Genomic DNA, 17,918 nt, shown 5'->3' with positions numbered 1-17,918 from the left:
TCGAAGTATTAAAAAGATTGCGGCTCAACCCCACAATGACGAAAAAAAATGAACAATATAAAATTCATCCAAACCCACCAAGAAAAACCCATTGCTGAAATTGCTTTATTGTTAAGCAAACATCCCGAATTAGACAAAAACCATATCCTCAACCAAATAAACGGCTTACAAAAAGCTAAAATAAAACTTCCTTCTTTTTACAAAAACAATGCTATTGTTTATCCTGTTGGATTATCGATGGAACAATGTTCGTCGGAACAAACAGCTATTTACAAAAGTAAATTAGTGGCTGGCAAATCTATCGTTGACTTAACAGGTGGTTTTGGTGTTGATGCTTATTTTTTTTCAAAACAATTTGTTGAAACAACTTATGTTGAACAAAATACTGAGTTGTATAACTTGGTAAAAGAGAACTTTAAAAACCTCAACGCTTCTATTGATTGCTACAATTCTTCGTGCGAAGATTTTTTGAAAAACAATACCAAAAAATTTGATTTAGCTTATATCGACCCAAGCCGAAGAGATGAAACCAAACGAGTTTTTAAATTAAATGAATGTACACCAAATGTAGTTGAACTTTTACCTCAACTACTAAAAACTGCTAACCAAATTTTAATTAAAACATCACCGCTTTTAGACATTAAACAAAGCCTTTCCGACTTAAAGAATGTGAGCAAAGTGTGGGTGATTTCGGCAAATAACGATTGTAAAGAAGTACTTTATCTTGTTGGAAATTTTGCAAATACCAACCCTGAAATTATTGCTGTTAATTTAACCAAAACCAACCCAGAAATATTTTCATTGAATTACATTGATGAAGAAAATAGTGTGGTAGATTATTCTCTACCGCTTAACTTTTTATATGAACCCAATGCCTCTGTTTTAAAAGCTGGTGGATTTAAAAGTTTAGCTGTACAGGTTGGATTAAAAAAAATAGCTACAAACACTCATTTATACACCTCAACATTGCTGGTAGAAAATTTTCCAGGAAGAACATTTAAGGTTGACCACTTGTTAGATTACAACGCAAAATCAATTAAACACTTAGGCTTAACAAAAGCGAATATCAGCACTCGAAATTTTCCAGACAGTGTAGAACAAGTTAAAAAGAAACTAAAATTAACCGACGGTGGCAATGTTTACCTCTTTGCGATGAGAGATGCAAACGACAAACCGTTGTTGATTGTAACAAGTAAGTAATTACTATTCTGAATGAATTTTATGACTTCATTAAAAACAATACGAAGAATAAAAAAAAAAAGATTCTTCACTTTATTTTTCTATCCCGAAAATCTGGATGAAAAATCTTGTTCAGAATGACAAGAAACTAAAACTCAACTAACTTCAACAACTCTTCTTCAAACCGTTGCTTTGGTAAAAAGTTGTTTTCCAACTGATGAATAAAAGGAACTGGAGTTTCAATACTTGCAACACGTTTAACAGGTGCATCTAAGAATTCAAAACAATTCTCTGTTATCAATGCACTTATCTCTCCCCCTATACCGTTAAACATAGTAGCTTCATGTAAAATAATAACTCTACCTGTTTTCTTTACAGAGTTGTAAATTGTATCTGTATCCAAAGGCACTAGCGTTCTTAAATCAATTAAATCGGCTGAAATTTCTGGATTATTTTTTAAAGTTTCTAATGCCCAGTGAACCCCCATTCCGTAAGAAACGATAGTTACATCATTCCCTTCTTTAATCAATTGAGCTTGTCCGAAAGGCAATGTATAATAATCGTCTGGAATTTCTTGAGTTAAACTTCTGTACATGGCTTTGTGCTCGAAGTAAATTACTGGGTTTGGGTCTTCAAATGCAGTATTTAATAAGCCTTTAGCATCATAAGGGAACGCAGGATAAACGATTTTTAATCCAGGCACTTGGGTAAACCACGATTCGTTACTTTGTGAATGAAATGGTCCAGCGGCAGTACCACCACCAGTGGGCATTCGAACCACTACATCGGCATTTTGACCCCAACGATAATGTGTTTTAGCTAAATTGTTACAAATTTGAGTCATCGCCTCACTAACAAAATCAGCAAACTGCATTTCTACCATTGCCTTTTGACCGTTAATTGCCAAACCTAAACCAGCCCCTACAATTGCAGCTTCACATAACGGTGTATTCCTTACTCTTTCTTTACCAAATTTTGCTACAAAACCATCAGTTACTTTAAAAGCACCTCCATACTCAGCAATATCTTGTCCCATCAATACCAATTCTGGGTATTTTTCCATACTTTGACGCATGGCATCAGAAACAGCATCAATAAATCGTTTTTCAGTTTTTTTATCGCTTGCTGGTTTAGTTTCTTTAAAGTTAAAAGGAGCATAAACATCGTTCAACTCTTTTTCAATAGACGAAACAATAGGCTCTTCGGCGTAAGCTTTATCCAGCTCTTCATTAATTTCAGCTTTTATTTCTGATTTAATGGTTTCTATTAGTTTTTCATCCAACACTTTTTCTTCCAACAAGAAATTTTCGAAATTCACTGTTGGGTCTTTCTTTTGCCATTCGTCCATCAATTCTTGAGGAACATATTTTGTTCCTGAAGCCTCTTCGTGTCCTCGCATTCTAAATGTTAAACACTCCACTAAAACTGGACGTGGTTTTTTACGAACCGATTCTGCAATTTGACTAATTTTATGATAAACATCTAAAATATCATTTCCTTCAATCAATTCGGTTTCCATACCATAACCAATCCCTTTATCAATAAAATTCTTGCATCTAAATTGTTCGCTCGATGGTGTAGACAATCCATAACCATTGTTTTCAATAACAAAAATTACAGGTAACTGCCAAACTGCTGCAGTATTCACTGCCTCATGGAAATCACCCTCACTAGCTCCTCCATCACCCGAAAAAACCAACGTAGCTTTATTTCTGTTGTTTATTAAATCGCCTAAAGCAATTCCATCAGCCACTCCCAATTGTGGTCCTAAATGAGAAATCATACCCACAATATTGTATTCTTGAGTTCCAAAATGAAAAGAACGGTCTCTTCCTTTGGTAAATCCGCTCATTTTACCCTGAAATTGTGCAAACAAACGATGTAAAGGAATATTACGAGCAGTAAACACACCTAAATTTCGGTGCATGGGTAAAATATATTCATCTTTATTCAACGCCAAAGTTGCACCTACCGAAACCGCCTCTTGACCAATACCCGAAAACCATTTCGATACTTTTCCTTGACGCAACAACACCAACATTTTTTCTTCGATTAATCGAGGTTTAATTAATGCTTTGTACAAGGTTAAAAGTTCACTGTCAGTATATTTTCTTCGGTTGTATTTAATAGCCATAACATTGTTTTTAAAGGCTCAAAGTTAAATGAATTTATGTAATTTTAACGGCTATAAAGTTTTATTTTACCAAACCGATTTAATGTTGGGAGTACAAGAAATATTAGTTGTCGTATTTGTAATCATTGCCTTAATTTACTTGGTGATTAAACTGTTTAAACGTTCTAAAAATCACGATTGCGACAAATGTTCATAAAAGAAATAGAATCAAAAAATTGAATCAAAACCTTACATACATCATTTCATTTTTCAAAAAAATTGGACTTGCCTTTATTGTTTACACCTTTTGTCGTTTGCTTTTTTACCTGTTCAACTTAAATCAGTTTCAAGGTGAATTTCCTTTAAATGCTTTTTTCTATGGTATTCGTTTTGATTATGTGGCTGTTTCTTATTTGTTTTTACCATTCATTTTCTTTTCAATTCTACCTATTCCTTTTAAAGAAAACACTTATTACAAACTTGTTGTAAAGTTATGTTTTCATTTAGGTAATACTTTAGGGATTGTTTTAAACTTAATTGATGTTGGTTATTATACTTTCTCAATAAGGAGAAGCACCGCCGATTTATTCCAATTTCTTTCTACTGGTAATGATTTAGGTAATATGCTACCCACTTATATCAAGGATTATTGGTTTCTATTCTTGATTTTAATCGGATTGATAATATGTACAGAAATTGCATATCGAAAACTTGAAAATAAATCCATTACCAATCCATTTACTCTTAAAGTTTTTGGCATTCAATCTCTTTTTTTTATTATAGTTGGCTCTCTAACTATTATTGGATTTAGAGGTGGTGTACAACTTAAACCTTTAGACATAATTAATGCTGCAAGCTACACTTCTCCTCAACACGTATCCGTTTTATTAAACACTCCATTTTGTATTATTAAAACGGTGTTAAACGATAGAATTTCTGAACTTAATTATTTCGAAGAAGATGAATTAGCTGACATCTTTTCACCTGAACAAACCATAACAGGAAATGGTGGTTTTGAATCAAGAAACGTGGTATTAATTATTTTAGAAAGTTTTGCAAAGGAACATGTTGGTTTTTTAAACAATGGAAAAGGTTACACCCCTTTTTTAGATTCATTAATGCAAGAAAGTTATGTGTTTACCAATGCTTATTCAAGTGGAAACCGCTCTATCGAATCGCTTCCTTCTATTTTTTCAGGTATTCCTCCTTTAATGAACACAGCTTATATCATTTCAAATTATTCAGAAAACAAAATGGACGCCTTACCTGCTATCTTAAAAAAGAAAGGATACAACACCTCTTTTTATCATGGCGGAGAAAATGGTACAATGGGGTTTAGCGGATTTACGGCAACTGCTGGAATTGAAAATTATTATGGAAAAGACGATTACCCATTAACCAACCAAGAAGAAAGTAGTGCTTGGGGCATATATGACGAACCTTATTTACACTATTTTGCAAATGAATTAAACAAAAAAAAGGAACCCTTTTTTAGTACGCTGTTCACCTTATCATCGCATCATCCCTATAAACTACCTGACCAATACATCAGTCAATTTCCAGAAGGAGAACTCCCTATTCATAAAACCATTGCTTATACCGATTATTCATTAAAGCAATTTTTTGAAAACGTAAAATACACCCATTGGTTTAAAAACACGCTTTTTGTTTTTACTGCCGATCATTCATCAGAAGCATTTCATCCGTTTTATTCAACTTTTGTTGGACAAAAAGCAATTCCCATTTTTATTTACGACCCATCAAGTCAGTTAAAAGGTGTTGATTCAAACTATATTCAACATACAGATATCACTCCTACTCTACTTAATTTACTTGGAATTAATACTTCTATTGTTTCTTTTGGAAAAGATGTTTTGTCAAACAAGAATAATCACTTAATCGGATATACCTCAAACAATTTTTACTACGTAGAAAAAGAATTTGTTTTACTTTTTGATGGAGAGAAAGCTACAGGATTTTACAATCTTCTTTCAGATTCAACATTACAACAAAATTTGATAACTGACTCTTCAATTGAAATTAGAAAAAATGAATTCGAAAAAAAGTTAAAAGCAATACTTCAGCAATATAATAACCGACTAATAAACAATCAATTATCCAAAGAATCTATTAAATGACTTCGCCCATAAAAATATTATTTATCATTAACCCCATTTCTGGCACAGTTAAAAAAAGTGGTGTTCAGCAGCTTATACAAACACACTTAGACTCTACTAAGTTCGATTACACCATTGCATATACCGAATATCCTTTGCATGCAACTGAAATTGCAAAAAAAGAAGCCGATAACTATAAAATTATAGTTGCTGTTGGTGGTGATGGAACAGTTCACGAGGTTGGTCTAGGGTTAATTCATACCAATACCATTTTAGGAATTCTACCCATGGGTTCGGGTAATGGTTTGGCAAGGCATTTAAACATTCCTATGTCGACAAAAAAAGCCATTTTAAATTTAAACCAATTTAAAAGTAAGGCTATTGATACCGTAAAAATAAACGATACTTTCTTTTTAGGTGCGGGAGGCATTGGTTTTGATGCTCATATTAGCAATCTTTTTGCATCATCTAAAACAAGGGGTTTTATCACTTACATTAAAATATCTATCAACGAATTTTTTAAATATCAAGAACAAGAATACGAGCTTCAGATTGAAGGCAATACTTTTAAGCGAAAAGCATTTTTAATTACGTTCGCAAACTCCAACCAATATGGCAACAATGCGTTTATTGCACCAGAATCAGTTATCGATGATGGTTTAATTAGCATTGTAATCTTAAAGAAATTTTCATTACTTTATGCAATACCTTTAGCCATTAAACTGTTTACGAAAAAGATTAATTCAAGTAAATTTGTAGAAGAAATAAAGATAAAAAAAGCACAAATAAAATCGCCTAACCAAGAAATACACTTAGATGGCGAACCATTATTAACAAATAGAGAAATCAACATCGAAGTGCTACCATTATCGTTAAACGTTATTACAAATGAGTAAAAAAGATAAAACAAGAGTAAATGTGGTGTACTCTACCAACCCTAACTTTAATTTTGAAGAAGAGGAATTTAATGAAATTGAAACTCCTGAAAATCAGCAACAACAACTAAAAGTCTTTGTTGATAGGAAACAACGCAAAGGAAAATCCGTAACAATAGTGAGTGGTTTTGAGGGTTCTGAAGAGGATATGCAAAATTTAGCTAAAACCTTAAAAACAAAATGTGGCGTTGGCGGCAACGCTAAAGATGGGGAGATTTTAATTCAAGGAGAGCTGAAAGATAAAGTTTATGACTTGTTGATAAATTTAGGTTATACTAAAACAAAAAAAATAGGTGGTTAACATAAAAGTTTCTACTTTTCACTTTTAGAAAATTGATATTTAATACAACATACCGTACATTTTTACAACCAATAGTATTTCTATTATTGGTTACCCTCTCATTCAACCTTCAATCCCAAACATATAATTTTCAATTTTACAATGTTCAAGAAGGTTTACCTCAATCAAAGGTAAATGCTCTACTTCAAGATTCACGTGGTTTTTTATGGATAGGAACAGCAGGTGGCGGAATTTGTAAGTTCGATGGTAAAAACTTTACTCAATATTCATCAAGAGATGGTATTGCAGGAGATATTATTACTGATATTGTTGAAGACCATGACAATAACATTTGGTTTACTGCTTCGTGGGGCGGAGTAACAAAATTTGATGGAAGAAAATTTACTATTTATGAAAATGATGCATTACAAACTTCCATTGGTGGAAACGATGTCATTTTTTGTGATTCAAAAAATAGAATTTGGATTGCAGAAGGTTCTAATGTAAAAATTTACAAAAGTGGTGTTTTCAATAGTATATCCCCTTCATTTCAAAAATATATAACTAGTCAGGTTACCGACATTATTGAAGATAGCAAGAATAACATCTGGGTTTCGACCCAAAATGGTATTATCTATTGTAGTGCAACAGATACTATTGAAATAAACAAAGAAGCAGGATTACCTTCCAACCACGTAACAACCATATACGAAGACATCGATGGCAATTTCATTATTGGAACACACAATGCTGGAGCAATAAAGTTATTAAAGGGAAGTATTGATGCAAAAAAAGATTTTGAGTTTCATCCAATTGGAATAAACGAGAAAGTAAATGTAACTTCTATTACTACCGATAGAGATAAAAACACAGTAATTGCGACATCTAACAATGGCCTATATTTTATTAGTCAAAACAATATAATTACTCACATAACCAAAGACAACGGTCTTGAGACCAACAACCTTTCTAAATTATTAAAAGATAAATCAGGTAACTTATGGATTGGGACTAATGGTTATGGATTATCCAAACTAGGAAATATTGCATTTACTTATTTTGATGGAATTGACGGTCTAAATTCAGCTAGCATCTTTTCAATTCTAGTGGATGAAAATACGATTTGGGTTGGAACTGGTGACGAAGGTGTTTACAAATACGAAAACAGAACATTAACCAATTACACCGAATTGAACGGTATGGGAGGAAATGCCGTTCGTTCAATACTTAAAGATAGCAATGGGGTTATTTGGTTTGCCACTGATGGGGGGTTGACTAAGTACCAAAACAACAAATTTAACACGTTTACTAAAAAAGATGGCTTACCAACAAATCTGATTCGAACTTTATTGCTTGATAAACAACAAAATATATGGATTGGGACATCTGGAGGTGGTTTAAGTGTTTTTAAAAATGGAACATTTATTAATTATGGAGAAAAAGAAGGGTTAATACACAGCTATGTTCATACCTTGTTTGAAGATAAAAAAGGTAATATTTGGATTGGTACTGGCAACGGAATTCATAAAATGACCAACAACATTATTACAAATTATGCAAACTCTGCTGGAATATGTAACAGCTATATAGGTTCTATTACACAAGACGAATTTGGCGATATGTGGTTTGGTACAGATAGATGTGTAGTAAAATACGACGGTGTTGATTTTAAATCGTTAACTACCGAGAATGGACTTTCTTCAAATACCATTTATTTTGTATTAAACGATAACAGTAAAAACATTTGGGTAGGAACAAATAATGGAGTAGATAAAATTTCGCTAAACAGTTACGGACAAATAGAACAAATTAAAAACTATGGATTCTACGAAGGATTTAAAGGCATAGAATGCAATAGTAGAGCTGTTTTTCAAGATGAGAATGATAATATTTGGATGGGAACCATAAAAGGTTTAATCAAATATAATCCAAGAGAAGACAGAACAAATGTTTTTCAACCCATTGTTCGATTAGACAATATAAAACTATTTTTAGAGGATGTAAATTGGAAGAAAAAATCATTTACAACAGAACCTTGGACCAACTTACCTAAAGATTTAACTCTCGATTATAACGATAACCACCTTACATTCGAATACTCTGCAATTAACTTAACCAATCCCGAGTATGTTCAGTACAGTTTTAAGCTCGAACCTTTTGATAAAGATTGGTATAAAAGCACTAATAAAACATCGGTAACTTACTCCAACTTACCACCTGGCGACTATACTTTTTACTTAAAAGCAAGAAACAATGATGGTATTTGGACAAACGAACCTAGCACCTACAGTTTTACCATCAGCACACCATTTTGGCAAACTTGGTGGTTTTACTTGTTATTTTTTATTGGATTTATTTACTTGCTCTTAAAAATTTCAACCATAAGAGAGCGTCGTCAACGAAAAATAAGCAAGGAGCTTGAACGTAAAGTTAGAGAACGTACCATTTTGATAGAGCAACAACGCGATGAAAAAGAGATCTTATTAAAAGAGATTCATCATCGAGTAAAAAACAACCTGCAAGTAATCAACAGTTTGTTAAGTCTTCAATCAAGCTATACTGATGATAAAAAATCATTAGCGCTATTTGATGAAGCAAAAAATAGAATTCGTTCTATGGCATTGATACATGAAAAAATGTACCAATCGGGAGATTTAGCACACATCGATTTTCAAGATTATATAATTGCTCTTACAAATGATTTAATTGCAACCTACTCCATCAATTGTGACATCTATTTAGACATAAAAATTGATGAAGTAAAATTTAGCATCGACACCATTATTCCACTAGGTTTGTTAATCAACGAAATTATTTCAAACACACTTAAATATGCTTTTATTGATAGAAAAAAAGGTTCAATTACCATTCATTTAACTAAAAAAGAAGACAATCTTTTTATTCTAAGAGCTGGAGATAATGGTATTGGTATGCCAAAAGAAAAATTTGAAGGAGAAAGCCCTTCATTAGGATTGGAATTGATTAAGGTATTTACTGAACAATTGGATGGAGAAATAACTCGTTTAGAAACTGAAGGCACAATTTATGAACTTACTTTTCATCGTAAATCAAAATAACTTTGGTTAACAAAAAATTGTTCAAAAAACCTCTTGCATCCACTTAATATTATAGAAGTTTAAAATCATCTTTGTATTACATTAATTAGATTAACTTTTACATTGAGATTTTCACTTTTTATTTTCCTCTTATTAAATTACTTTTCAGCCAATTGTCAGCAAACAACTGTTGAACAATCTACCTACTATAAAAATTTTGAACACCTAATGGATAATGATTATGTAAAAACATTATTCAAAAAATCAACCCTAAATACCGACTCTATTTTAAAGAATGTAAAACCATCAAAGCCGTTTCATCACGAAAAAGGAAAAGAAATTTTAGATAAAATAGAACAATCCATCCCGTTAAATTATTATCCTGAAGTTGCTCCGTTTATAACCTTATACAATAAAGGTGTTAATCTGCATTTTTTAAATTACATGATTAACTACTATCAGCACGACATCAAACAAGAACTAAAAAAGCAGGGTTTACCCGAAGAATTAAGTTTTTTACCCGCCATATTATCAGGTTTCAATCCACTATCAACCAATACAACTGGTGGTGTTGGTTATTGGCACTTAAACTATCCTCAAGCCATAAAATATGGTTTAAGAATAAATGAATATGTTGACGAACGTTTTGATTTAGAAAAATCAACCATAGCAGCTGCAAAATACTTAAAACAACTTCATCTTCTTTATAACGACTGGGAACTTACTCTTGCTGCTTACACCTGTGGTCCATCAAGCATTAACAATTTACAACAACGTAAAAAAGTAATTACTTATACCGATTTATATCCATTTTTAAATCCTAATTCGAGAGACATCGTACCTGCTTTAACCGCTTATATTTACACCTACGCTAAAAATAGTAGCAATCAAATAAAAATAAACCCACTCATTGAAGCTGATACTTTTTATGTAGAATCTAAATTATCATTCAGAGCAATTTTAGATGTTATTAACATCAATAAAAAAGAGTTATTGTTTCTAAATCCATCAGTAATTAACGAAGTTTTTCCAGCAAACTATTTAGCTCTACTTCCTAAAAATACTGGGTTTAAAATGCATCAGTATTGCGATAGTATTTATTTCTATCAAGATTCTGTTTTAAACAAACCAATTGTTGAAATTGAAGAAACTACCATAGAATTAGATAAAGAAGAAATTAAACACAAAGTAAAATCAGGCGATGTTTTAGGTGTTATTGCTCAAAAATATGGTGTGAGAATTTCAGATATTCAAGATTGGAATAACCTAAAAGGAACTCGAATTAATATTGGGCAAACCTTAATCGTTTACAAAAAGAAAATAAGTTCAAAAACTCCTCAAAAAACAACCGAACCAGAAATAATTTCTTCTGATGGCAACTACATCATGTATAAAGTTAAAGATGGCGACAACCTATGGGATATTGCGGCAAATTTTGATGGTGTTTCGCCTGATGATATAATGGAATTAAATAATATTGATGAAAATTTACAAATCGGACAAGTATTAAAAATCAAGAAGAAATAGAAAAAACTGAAAAGGACATTAAACCCCTTAAAACACTCCTTAGTTTAGGTGGTGTTATGGCTTTGTTGTTACTGGTTATGGTAGTTTTCCCTACCGATGGAATTCAATTAGGAAGTTTTAAACTAGAATTTCCTTCTGCTAGTGATTTTTTTAGTTATAAAGTAGAAGATAATACCAATAAAATAAAAGATTTACAAGAATTGTTTGATAGCAACATCGTGATTTCTGAAATTGATTCTACCCTTATTAAACACAAATTAGATTCACTCCACAAGTACCGTAAAACCATACAAATTACTGATAAAGGCAAACCAGCTTTACATCGTTTTTTTGATGCGTTAGATAATGCTCAAAACAAAAAGGTTAGAATTATGCACTATGGCGATTCTCAAATAGAAGCTGATAGGATAACATCAATATTTAGAAATGAACTTCAAAATAAATTTGGTGGAAATGGCGTAGGTCTTTTTTCTGTTATTGATGTTGCGCCAAAAATGAGTGTAAACATATCTTACTCCGAAAATTGGAGAAGATTTTCTGGTTTTGGGCAAAAAGATTCTACCGTTAAACATAACAAATATGGTGCGTTAATTAGTTTTTGTAGGTATGCACCTGTACCATCAAATAATACCATTCCTGATACTTTGCACTATACAGCATGGATTAAACTAAAGAAACCAAGAGCTAGTTATAGCAGAACAAAAAATTATAATCAATTAAACATTTTTTTAACCAACTCATTAACTGCTGTAAACTACAAAATTGAAGCCGATGGAGTAGTTTTAGAAGAAGGTAAAATAAACGCCAACACACCATTCCAAGTGCTAAAAACTAACTTTAGTTCTACTCCTGAAGAAATTACCATAAGCTTTGAAGGTAAAGACAGTCCAAATATTTTAGCTTTATCATTAGAAGGAAACACCGGTGTAGTTGCCGATAATATTCCGTTGAGAGGCTCGTCTGGGACTGTATTTAGCCAATTGGAACAAACCTTATTGAGCAACATGTATGCTCATTTAAATCCAGATTTAATTATTCTTGAATTTGGAGGAAATGTAATGCCGTACATTAAAGATGAAAAACAAGCCATAGAATATGGTAATTGGTTTAAATCTCAAGTCAATCGTTTAAAAAGTTTAAATCCAAATGCTGCATTTATTGTTATTGGACCAGGAGATATGTCAGTAAAAGAAAAAACAGAGTTTGTTACCTACCCCAATTTAGAGTTTGTTCGAGATGCGTTAAAAGATGCTTCCCTATCAACTGGTTGTATGTTTTGGGATATGTATGAAGTAATGGGAGGAAAAAACTCCATGCCAAAATGGGTAAATGCAGAACCTTCATTAGCTGCATCCGATTACATTCATTTTACTCCGCTTGGAGCAAAAAAAATTGGAGAAGAATTTTACGACAACTTAATTAGAATGTATAACAAATACAAAGGTAACCCAACACCAAAAACAGAAACATTACCTGATACAACCAATAATGAACATTAAAACAATTGCTATATTATTCTCGCTGTTTGTTTGCTTAAACTTAGCAAATAGTCAAACCAATCCTCATTTGGTTAAACTTTATCCGTTTATAAATTATGATGAAAATGTAATTGATTTTTACAACGATACCGTAAGTTTTAATAACTTCTATTCAAAATTCGACACCTTAACCACCAGTGGAAAAGGAAAAATCAACATTATTCAAATGGGTGGTTCTCACATTCAAGCAGATATTTGGTCGGATCAACTACGTAAAAAATTTCAAACTATTTCTCCAAATCTGAATGGTGGTAGAGGCTTTTTATTTCCATACAAATTAGCCAAAACAAACAACCCTCATTATTACAATATTACCTATACTGGCGAATGGAGTGGATACCGAAACTCCGTTGGTAAACACCAAAGTACTTGGGGCGTTTCTGGAATTACTGCCACTACAATTGATAGTTTATCATCATTTAAACTTGTGTTTAGAGGTGATGACACTCCTTTCTATGATTTTAATAGCATCAAAGTTTTTCACGATACCGATTCTTCAAGTTATTGTTTAGAATTGATTTCTGACACGTGCGTATCAATTGAAGTAAACAAAGAAATAGGTTATACCGAGTTTAAATTCGATAAGTATCAAACACAATTGGAGTTTCGAATTTATAAAACCGATAGTTTTCAAACACATTTTAACTTGTACGGATTAAGTTTAGATAACGACGATAACGGTATCGTTTACAATTCTATTGGTGTTAATGGGGCTAGTACAGCGAGTTATTTACGTACACAATTGTTTACCCATCATTTAAAAGCCATTAATCCCGATTTGGTTATATTTTGCATTGGTATTAACGATGCATTTGACCCTAGTTTTTGTGCAAAATGTTACGAAAACAATTACGACACGCTTGTTGCTTGGATAAAATCGGTTAATCCAAATTGTGAGTTTTTGTTTGTTTCGAACACCGATAGTTATTACAAAAGAAAATTCCCAAATAAGAGGGCTTTTGAGGTACAAAATGTAATGATAAATCTGGCAAAGAAACACCAAGCTGGATATTACGATTTGCTAACTGTTATGGGCGGATTGGGTTCTATTAAAACCTGGGAACGAAACGGATTGGCACAAAAAGATAAAATACACTTAAACAGAAATGGGTACATCATGTTGGGCGACCTTATGTTTTCCGCATTAATGAAAGAATATGGGAGGAGCCTCCCCAACCCCTCCGAAGGAGGGGCTAAGTAGTGGTGCGAAAAAGACTAAAGAATGAAGATGAAATTGACAATTGATAAAAGCGGTAATTTAAAGTCCCCTTTCGGGGGATTTAGGGGGCATATTGAAGCAGTCATATACGACATGGATGGGTTAATTATTGACTCTGAACCACTTTGGAGGGAAGCTGAAAAGATTACCTTTAAAACGGTAGGTTTAACTTTTACAGATGACATGTGTAGAGAAACAATGGGCATGCGTTTAGCTGAAGTTGTAGAATATTGGTACAACAAGTTAGGATGGGAAGGAAAGTCATTACAACAAATTGAAGACGAATTATTAGCTACAGTTACTCAATTAATTATTGAAAAGGGTACAGCTTTAGATGGTGTTGAATCATCTTTAAATTATTTTAAAGCAAAAGGTTGCAAACTGGCTTTAGCTTCTTCTTCTCACATGAGTTTGATTAAAACTGTTTTAAACAAATTAAAAATTACTCATTATTTTGATGTAATAAACTCTGCAGAACAGTTAGAATATGGTAAACCCCACCCTATTATCTTTATAAAAACTGCTGAAGATTTAGGTGTCGACCCTGTAAAATGTTTGGTTTTAGAAGATTCTTTTCATGGTTTAATTGCTGCTAAAGCTGCTTTAATGAAAACAATTGTTGTTCCTGATAAAGAAAACTGGAACAACCCCAATTACAACATTGCCGATTATAATTTAAAAAGTTTAACTCAAATAACTAGCTTAAACATTGGATAACGGTTTTAACATATTAAATTGGTTTACCTGGTTTTTTAGTGTAGAAAACATTAAAAGTATTTTTCTGTACAACGAAACTCAACCATTAATTTTTACTCAGTTTTTCTTCTGGGGATTTTTTGCTGTCGTGCTTCTTTTTTACGCTGTTGTTTACAAGAAAAATGCCTTACGAAATGCCTTTTTGTTTTTGGTCAGTTTATTCTTCTATTATAAAACAAGTGGTTTGTTCATTAGCATTCTCCTCTTCTCTACCCTTGTCGATTATTTTATAGGTAAGTACATACACGCTTCTGATAATCAGTTAAAGCGTAAATTACTAGTTAGCACAAGTATTTTCATCAACCTCTTTGTGTTGTTTTATTTTAAGTATGCTTACTTCTTTACTGATGCTTACAATACATTTTTCGAAACCGACGTTCAGGTATTCAATCATTTTGCACAATTCACTAACAGTATTGCTGGAACACACTTTACAGTAGATAAAATTTTACTTCCTGTTGGTATTTCATTTTACACTTTCCAAACCATTAGTTATTCGGTAGATATTTACCGCAAACAAATTGAGCCCGTTAAAAACATCTTAGATTTTGGGTTTTATGTCTCTTTCTTCCCTCAATTGGTTGCTGGACCAATTGTTCGTGCTTCTGAATTTATCCCACAATTATACCAACCTTATCGTTTAACCCGTTACGACTTTGGTTTAGCACTGTTTTGGATTTTAAAAGGTTTAATCAAAAAAGTAGTTATTGGCGATTACATTGCAGTAAACTTTATCGACCGTATTTTTCAGAATCCCACCATGTTTACTGGATTCGAGAATTTAATGGCACTGTATGGCTACTCCTTACAGGTTTATGCCGATTTTTCCGGTTATACCGATATGGCTATAGGTATTGCCTTGTTGATGGGATTTACTTTGCCAACCAACTTCAACTCACCATACAAAGCCAAAAATGTTGGTGAATTCTGGAAACGTTGGCACATGAGTTTATCTACTTGGTTGCGCGATTATTTATACATTCCTTTAGGTGGTAATCGTGGTGGAAGCATTGGCACATGGGTAACTGCAATAGTAATTGCGTTGTTTGTTATATTACTATCAGGTAAAATGATGGTGCTATATGCGTTTATTTGGTTAGCGTTATTACTTGTTTTTCTGTCTATTTGGATAAAAGCGTTTAAAGATTGGTTAACCACCAACGTAAACTTATTAATTACCATGTTATTGGGCGGTTTATGGCATGGTGCGAGTTGGAACTTTGTTATTTGGGGTGGTTTAAACGGTTTGGGATTAATGGTTTACAAGCTTTGGAAAAAAATTAGTCCGTACGAAAAGTACAACAACTTATTAGCCGTTGGGTTTAAAGTAGCCGTAACGCTTACTTTTATAACCTTTACTCGTATTTGGTTTAGAGCTGCAGATATGGATACCACTTGGAGCATCTTAAATCAAATTAAAACCAATTTTAGGTTCGATTTAATTCCAACCATATTACTCACGTATAAAATGGTATTTGCGGTAACCTTAATTGGTTTTGTTATCCATTGGCTACCTTCTAAAACTAAAAGTTGGTATCAAAATAAATTTATCGAATCGCATTTAGGAATTCAAATACTAATTTCGGCACTTGCAGTTGTTGGAGTTTACCAAGCCATGTCATCCGAACTACAAGCATTTATTTATTTCCAGTTTTAAAATAGCAAACCAACCATTCCATAAATATTAAAACAAAAGCACAATTCTTGTTGGTACATTTGTTTAAACAATTTATTTATGACCAGATTTATTCCAATCCTTATACTGTTTACTAGTTTAAACCTAAATGCTCAAAACGATTCCATTTTTGTACGTCAGATATTTGATGAAGCATTAGAAAATGGACAATCGTACGAAAATTTAAAAGTGCTTTGCAAATCAATAGGAGCTAGAATTAGTGGGTCTAAACAAGTCGAAGATGCTATTCGTTGGGGCAGACACTTATTAAAATCGTACAATTTAGATACGGTTTATTTACAAGAAATTCAAATACCAAATTGGAAAAGAGGTAAAGCAGAAAAAGCTTGGGCAGAAAACTCCACAGGAGAAAAATTAACCCTGAATATTCTGGCTTTAGGAGGCTCCTCCTCTACCAATGGCTTATTAAAAGCCGAAATAATTCAAGTAAAGAATGTTGACGAATTAAAAGCTTTAAGTTCTGATAAAGTAAAAGGAAAAATAGTTTTTTTAACAGAAGCCTTTGATCAAAAACACATCAATACCTTTTCGGCTTATGGGCATTGCTACCCGTTAAGAGGAGATGCTCCAAATGAAGCTTCTAAATTAGGTGCTAAAGCCGTTGTTATTCGTTCTTTAGCAACTCCTACCGACAATTTTCCACATACTGGTGTAACAGAGTTCGAAGACGGTGTAAAAGTAATTCCATGTGCAGCAATGAGTACTCAAAATGCAGATGATTTGGTTAAATGGTTAAGCAATGGAAAAGTAATGTTAAACATGGAGTTAGATTGTAAAACACTACCAAACGTAACATCATTTAATGTAATTGCTGAAATTAAAGGTAAGGATAATAAAATTATAACCATTGGAGGTCATTTAGACTCTTGGGATGTTGGTGAAGGAGCTCATGACGATGGTGCAGGAATAATGCACAATATTGAAGCTATGCGTATTTTAAAAACCCTCAATTATAAACCCAACCATACCATTCGTTGTGTTTTGTTTATGAATGAAGAGAATGGAAATTTTGGAGGTGAAACCTATGCTAAACTAGCTAAAGAAAACAACGAAGAACACATTTTAGCAATAGAAAGTGATAGAGGTGGTTTTTTACCCATGGGTTTTGACGTGGTAGGAACAACTGAACAATTAGCTACAGTTAAACAATTTGAGACCATCTTATATCCTTACGATTTATTAAAAATTAAAGAAGGTCACAGCGGTGTAGATATTGGTCCATTAAGAAAATATTATCCTGAAATGATACAAATGGGATTAGCCATAAACTCACAACAATATTTCAACTATCACCATTCCGCTAACGATGTATTTGAAACCGTAAATAAACGTGAATTGGAACTAGGAGCAGCATCAATAGCTACCATGGTTTATTTAATGGATAAGACCTTGAAATAAGCTACCATGTCATTTCGACTTTATGGAGAAATCTTCTGACAAAAGAAACTAATAGATATTTTCTAAAAAGATTTCTCCGCTTCACTACGTTACGCTCAAAATGA

General features: G+C 32.6%; 12 protein-coding genes. 11 read left to right on the top strand and 1 reads right to left on the bottom strand.

What is annotated here, in order from left to right; genetic code table 11:
- The first annotated feature begins 48 nt into the window (after positions 1-48).
- The gene (locus H6589_03155; protein ID MCB9173581.1) at positions 49-1,200 is read left to right on the top strand and encodes an RsmD family RNA methyltransferase; all 1,152 of its coding nucleotides are present in this window, start codon (positions 49-51) and stop codon (positions 1,198-1,200) included.
- A 127-nt stretch (positions 1,201-1,327) separates the two neighbouring features.
- Here the strand turns inward: H6589_03155 and H6589_03150 are convergent, their stop codons facing one another.
- On the bottom strand, positions 1,328-3,313 hold the full coding sequence (locus tag H6589_03150) for a dehydrogenase (protein MCB9173580.1): 1,986 nt from the start codon (positions 3,311-3,313) through the stop codon (positions 1,328-1,330).
- 215 nt (positions 3,314-3,528) lie between these two features.
- Here H6589_03150 and H6589_03145 point away from each other — a divergent pair, with 215 nt between their 5' ends.
- The 10 genes from H6589_03145 (at position 3,529) to H6589_03100 (ending at position 17,814) form a co-directional block, all read left to right on the top strand.
- Positions 3,529-5,430, top strand: coding sequence for a sulfatase-like hydrolase/transferase (locus tag H6589_03145; protein MCB9173579.1), 1,902 nt, complete (start codon positions 3,529-3,531; stop codon positions 5,428-5,430).
- The gene (locus tag H6589_03140; GenBank protein MCB9173578.1) at positions 5,427-6,305 is read left to right on the top strand and encodes a YegS/Rv2252/BmrU family lipid kinase; all 879 of its coding nucleotides are present in this window, start codon (positions 5,427-5,429) and stop codon (positions 6,303-6,305) included. The genes H6589_03145 and H6589_03140 overlap by 4 nt, the downstream gene beginning before the upstream one ends.
- The gene (locus tag H6589_03135; GenBank protein ID MCB9173577.1) at positions 6,298-6,645 is read left to right on the top strand and encodes a translation initiation factor; all 348 of its coding nucleotides are present in this window, start codon (positions 6,298-6,300) and stop codon (positions 6,643-6,645) included. The genes H6589_03140 and H6589_03135 overlap by 8 nt, the downstream gene beginning before the upstream one ends.
- Positions 6,646-6,677: 32 nt before the next feature.
- Positions 6,678-9,701, top strand: a complete 3,024-nt coding sequence (locus H6589_03130) for a hypothetical protein (protein ID MCB9173576.1) — start codon at positions 6,678-6,680, stop codon at positions 9,699-9,701.
- 102 nt (positions 9,702-9,803) lie between these two features.
- A complete protein-coding gene (locus tag H6589_03125; protein ID MCB9173575.1) occupies positions 9,804-11,207 on the top strand; it encodes a LysM peptidoglycan-binding domain-containing protein in 1,404 nt (467 codons plus the stop codon).
- Positions 11,208-11,263: 56 nt separating this feature from the next.
- Complete coding sequence (locus tag H6589_03120; protein MCB9173574.1) at positions 11,264-12,706, top strand: hypothetical protein; 1,443 nt, start codon at positions 11,264-11,266, stop codon at positions 12,704-12,706.
- Complete coding sequence (locus tag H6589_03115) at positions 12,696-13,946, top strand: hypothetical protein (GenBank protein ID MCB9173573.1); 1,251 nt, start codon at positions 12,696-12,698, stop codon at positions 13,944-13,946. The genes H6589_03120 and H6589_03115 overlap by 11 nt, the downstream gene beginning before the upstream one ends.
- Before the next feature lie 27 nt (positions 13,947-13,973).
- Positions 13,974-14,681: a hexitol phosphatase HxpB gene (gene hxpB, locus H6589_03110; protein ID MCB9173572.1), complete on the top strand. Its 708-nt coding sequence runs from the start codon at positions 13,974-13,976 to the stop codon at positions 14,679-14,681.
- 49 nt (positions 14,682-14,730) lie between these two features.
- A complete protein-coding gene (locus tag H6589_03105) occupies positions 14,731-16,377 on the top strand; it encodes an MBOAT family protein (GenBank protein ID MCB9173571.1) in 1,647 nt (548 codons plus the stop codon).
- A 78-nt stretch (positions 16,378-16,455) separates the two neighbouring features.
- Complete coding sequence (locus H6589_03100) at positions 16,456-17,814, top strand: M20/M25/M40 family metallo-hydrolase (GenBank protein ID MCB9173570.1); 1,359 nt, start codon at positions 16,456-16,458, stop codon at positions 17,812-17,814.
- The last annotated feature ends 104 nt before the right edge of the window (positions 17,815-17,918 follow it).

Source organism: Flavobacteriales bacterium, assembly GCA_020635795.1.
Taxonomy (GTDB): domain Bacteria; phylum Bacteroidota; class Bacteroidia; order Flavobacteriales_E; family Vicingaceae; genus Vicingus.
Note: the sequence above shows the minus strand (reverse complement) of the source record. Positions and strands in the feature narration are given on the sequence as shown.